Source organism: Noviherbaspirillum sp. (assembly GCF_035654295.1).
Classification (GTDB): Bacteria; Pseudomonadota; Gammaproteobacteria; order Burkholderiales; family Burkholderiaceae_D; genus Noviherbaspirillum.
Genome location: NZ_DASRXF010000115.1, coordinates 1 through 4740, shown reverse-complemented (window position 1 = coordinate 4740; position 4740 = coordinate 1). Strand labels below are relative to the sequence as shown.

Sequence of the window (4740 nt, the reverse complement as noted above, 5' to 3'; positions counted from 1 at the left end):
CTACCAGCTGTCGCATTCTCTGATTGCGTTCGGACGCGGCGAGCTGTTCGGGGTCGGCCTCGGCGGCAGCGTCGAGAAGCTGCACTACCTGCCGGAAGCGCACACCGATTTCCTGCTGGCGGTGATCGGCGAGGAGCTCGGCTTTGTCGGCGTGTTCGTGGTGGTCGCACTGTTTTACTGGATCGTCAAACGTGCGTTCGAGATCGGACGCCAGGCAATCGCGATGGACCTCACCTTCGCCGGCCTCGCAGCAAAGGGCATCGGCATCTGGATCGGCGTGCAGGCCTTCATCAATATGGGCGTGAACCTCGGCCTGCTGCCGACCAAAGGCCTGACGCTGCCGCTGATGAGCTATGGCGGATCGGGCGTGCTGATTAATTGCGTCGGTCTCGCGATCCTGTTGCGGATCGATTATGAAAATCGGGTCCTGATGCGCGGAGGCCGCATATGAAACGCCTCCTGATCATGGCGGCCGGCACCGGCGGCCATATTTTCCCGGGCCTGGCAATTGCACAGACGATGCAGGCGCGCGGCTGGCAGGTGTCGTGGCTGGGCACGCAGCACGGCATGGAGCGCGAACTGGTGCCGAAACACAAGATCGAGATGGATGCGATCGACTTCGCCGGCCTGCGCGGCAAGGGGCTGATGCACACCGTGCGCGGCGCGTTCAAGATGGCAGCCGGCTTTGCGTCCTGCTTCAGCATCATCGGCCGGCGCAAGCCGAGCGTGGTGCTCGGCATGGGCGGCTACGTGACGGTGCCGGGTGGAATGATGGCCCGCCTGCGCGGCGTGCCGCTGGTGCTGGTCAATGCCGACGCCGCCTTGCTGCTGTCGAACAAGACCCTGGCGCCGGTGGCGCAGCGGGTGCTGTTCGGCTTTCCCGCCGATTTCGGCAGCGCGGCCGGCAAGGCGCTGGTGACCGGCAATCCGGTGCGCAAGGAAATCATCGACGTGGCGCCGCCGGCGCTGCGCTATCCGGCACGCAGCGGTCCGCTGCGCCTGCTGGTGGTCGGCGGCAGCCTCGGCGCGAAGGTGCTGAATGAAACCCTGCCGGCGGCGCTGGCGCGCATGCCGGCCGAGCAGCGCCCGGTCGTGACGCACCAGTCCGGCAGGCAGCACATCGACGCGTTGCGCAAGGCCTATGCCGATGCGCAGGTGCAGGCCGAGGTCGTGGACTTCATCGACGACATGCCGCGCCGTTACGCCGAGGCGGACCTCGTGATCTGCCGCGCCGGCGCGATCACCGTGTCGGAACTGACCGCGGCCGGCGTTGCCAGCGTGCTGGTGCCGCTGGTGGCGTCGACCACCTCGCACCAGCGCGACAACGCGCAGTGGATGGCGAAGCAGAAGGCGGCAGTGCACCTGCCGCAGGGCGAATTGAATCCGGAGCGTCTGGCGCAGCTGCTGCAGACGCTTACACGGGAAGAATGCAGGACGATGGCTGAAGCAGCGCATGGCATCGGGAGGCGCCAGGCGAACGAAGCCATCGCAAACGTACTGGAAGAGTTGGCCGGGAAAGCATGAAACATAAAGTCAAGAATATTCATTTCGTGGGCATCGGCGGTTCCGGCATGAGCGGCATCGCGGAAGTGCTGCTCAACCTCGGCTACACGATTTCCGGGTCCGACCTGTCCGCCAACGGCGCCACGCAACGCCTGGCCGAACTCGGCGCGGCGATCACGCTCGGCCACAAGGCGGAAAACATCCGGAACGCGGACGCGATCGTCACTTCGACCGCGGTCAGGGGCGACAACCCGGAAGTGATCGCCGCGCGCGCCAAGCGCATTCCCATCGTGCCGCGCGCCATCATGCTCGGCGAACTGATGCGCCTGAAGCAGGGCATCGCGATCGCCGGCACGCACGGCAAGACCACGACCACCAGCCTGGTGGCCAGCGTGCTCGCCGAGGGCGGGCTCGATCCAACCTTCGTGATCGGCGGGCGCCTGAACAGCGCCGGCGCGAATGCCAAGCTTGGTGCGGGCGACTTCATCGTCGCCGAAGCGGACGAATCGGATGCGTCCTTCCTGAACCTGTCGCCATGCATCGAAGTGATCACCAACATCGATGCCGACCACATGGAGACCTACGATCACAGCTTCGCCAGGCTGAAGCAGGCCTTCGTGGAATTCACGCAGCGCCTGCCGTTCTATGGCGTCGCGATGCTGTGCATCGATGACCCGAACGTACGGGAAATCATGCCGTTCATTTCCAAGCCCGTGCTGACCTATGGCTTCCATGAAAGCGCGCAGGTGCGCGCAGTCGATGCCAGGGCAGTCGACAGCCACATGGAATTCACGGTCATCCAGGCCGACTACCCGCCGCTGACGGTGCATTTGAACCAGCCGGGCATGCACAACGTGCAGAACGCCTGCGCCGCGATCGCGATCGCGCGCGAGCTTGGCGTATCGGACGCGGCGACACAGAAGGCGCTGCGCGAATTCAACGGCGTCGGCCGCCGCTTCACGCGCTGGGGCGACATCCGGCTGCCCTCGGGCGGCGCGTTCACGCTGGTGGACGACTATGGCCACCATCCGGTGGAAATGGCGGCAACGCTGGCGGCCGCCCGCGGCGCCTATCCCGGGCGCCGCATCGTGCTGGCATTCCAGCCGCACCGTTTCACACGCACGCGCGACCTGTTCGAGGACTTCGTGAAAGTCATGTCCACGGTCGACGCGCTGGTGCTGGCCGAGGTCTACCCGGCCGGCGAACAACCCATCGTCGCCGCCGACGGCCGCGCGCTCGCCCATGCGCTGCGCGTGATCGGCAAGGTGGAGCCGATTTTCGTAGAGGACATTGCCGACATGCCGGCAACGATCGTGGACATGGCCAGGGATGGAGATGTGGTCATCACCATGGGCGCAGGATCGATCAGCGGCGTGCCTGGGAAGTTGAAGGACGCATCATGAGCAACATGGACCTGAAAAAAGAGTTTGGAAAAGTCGGCGTGCTGTATGGCGGCCGTTCCGCCGAGCGCGAGGTATCGCTGATGTCCGGCGCCGGCGTGCTGAAGGCATTGCAGGCCAAGGGCGTCGACGCGCACGGCTTCGACCCGGCAGAACGCAGCCTGGCCGAACTCGCCGCGGAGAAGTTCGACCGCGTCTTCATCGCGCTGCACGGGCGCTACGGCGAAGACGGCACGCTGCAGGGCGTGCTCGAGCAGCTCGGCATTCCCTACACCGGCTCCGGCGTGATGGCGTCGTCCATCGGCATGGACAAGGTGATGACCAAGCGCATCTGGCTCAACCACGGCCTGCCGACGCCGCGCTTTTTGGCGCTCGACTCGAAGGACGCGACGCCGGAAGAGCTGCGCAAGGTGCCGGACGAACTCGGCCTGCCGCTGATGCTGAAGGCGCCGCATGAAGGTTCGACCATCGGTATCAGCAAGGTGATCGGCTATTCGGAAATGCAGGACGGCTTTGCGCATTGCGCGAAGTACGACGACGTGGTGCTGGCCGAGGAATTCATCACCGGCCGCGAGCTGACCGTGCCGGTGCTCGGCAAGGGGCGCAATGCGCGCGCGCTGCCGATCGTCGAGATCTGCGCACCGCAGGGGAATTACGACTACCAGCACAAGTACTTCAGCGACGACACGCAGTACCTGTGCCCGGCGCCGCTGGACGACGAGCTGACCCGTCGCATCCAGTCGCTCGCCGTGCGCGCGTTCAATGCGCTCGGCAGTTCCGGGTGGGCGCGGGTGGACTTCATGCTGCGTGCGGCGGACAACGAGCCGTTCCTGCTTGAGATCAACACCTCGCCGGGCATGACCGGCCATTCGCTGGTGCCGATGTCGGCCAAAGCGGCCGGCGTCAGTTACGAAGACCTGTGCGTGGAAATCCTGCGTTCGGCCGATCTGGACCTGAAGCCGACCAAGGATTGGCAGCCGACCTGAAGGGAATCGAAGAACAACCATGTGGCACGACGTCAGAATGCTCAACGCAACCACCAGCGCCTTGCTCGGCCTGCTGGTGCTGGGCCTGCTCGCGTCCGGCCTGTGGTGGGTCGCGCAGCGGCCGATGTTTACGCTGAAGACGATCCGCATCGAGCCTGTCGGCGAAATGGCGCTGCGCCACGTTAATCCCTCGACGGTGCGCACCACGGCGCTGCCGCGCATCAAGGGCAACTTCTTCACCGCGAACCTTGACACGGTGCGCGTCGCGTTCGAAGCGGTGCCGTGGGTGCGCAAGGCGTCGGTGCGGCGCGAATGGCCAAACAAGCTGATCGTGACGGTGGAAGAACACGAGCCGCTCGGCACCTGGGGCGACGACGGCCGCCTGCTGTCGGTGAAAGGCGACGTATTCACCGCCAACCTGGCCGAGGCGGAAGAGGATGGCGAACTGCCGGAATTCGCCGGCCCGGAGGGCAGCGAGAAGGAAGTTGTGGCGCGCTATCGCGAGCTGAACGAATGGTTCGGGCCGCTCAGCCTGGCCGCCGATTCGGTACGGCTGTCGGGGCGTTACGCCTGGAGCGTGCGGCTGAACAACGGCATGCAGGTCGAGCTCGGGCGCGAACAGAGCAAGACGACGCTGAAGGAACGCGTCGAGCGGCTGGTGAAGATCTATCCGCAGCTGGTCAACCGGCTGCAGGACAGGATCGAAAGTGTGGATATGCGGTACCCGAACGGCATGGCGCTGAAGGCGCAGGGGCTGAAGTTCGGCATCGAAGGCAAGAAAAAGTAAGCGGACATCTATGACAAAAGACGCGAAAAACCTGATCGTCGGCCTCGACATCGGCACCTCCAAG

The 4740-nt window shown here is 65.1% G+C and carries 5 protein-coding genes; all 5 read left to right on the top strand.

What is annotated here, in order from left to right; translation table 11 throughout:
* Positions 1 to 451 (top strand): FtsW/RodA/SpoVE family cell cycle protein (locus VFF99_RS12120; RefSeq protein ID WP_325018207.1); only part of this gene is annotated, 451 nt, incomplete at its 5' end.
* Positions 448 to 1524: an undecaprenyldiphospho-muramoylpentapeptide beta-N-acetylglucosaminyltransferase gene (murG, locus tag VFF99_RS12115; RefSeq protein WP_325018205.1), complete on the top strand. Its 1077-nt coding sequence runs from the start codon at positions 448 to 450 to the stop codon at positions 1522 to 1524. The genes VFF99_RS12120 and murG, both read left to right, overlap by 4 nt.
* Complete coding sequence (gene murC / locus VFF99_RS12110; protein WP_325018203.1) at positions 1521 to 2906, top strand: UDP-N-acetylmuramate--L-alanine ligase; 1386 nt, start codon at positions 1521 to 1523, stop codon at positions 2904 to 2906. The genes murG and murC overlap by 4 nt, the downstream gene beginning before the upstream one ends.
* Entirely contained in the window at positions 2903 to 3889 is a 987-nt protein-coding gene (locus VFF99_RS12105; protein ID WP_325018201.1) for a D-alanine--D-alanine ligase, read from the top strand. The genes murC and VFF99_RS12105 overlap by 4 nt, the downstream gene beginning before the upstream one ends.
* Positions 3890 to 3908: 19 nt before the next feature.
* Positions 3909 to 4676, top strand: a complete 768-nt coding sequence (locus tag VFF99_RS12100; RefSeq protein ID WP_325018198.1) for a cell division protein FtsQ/DivIB — start codon at positions 3909 to 3911, stop codon at positions 4674 to 4676.
* Positions 4677 to 4740 lie beyond the last annotated feature (64 nt).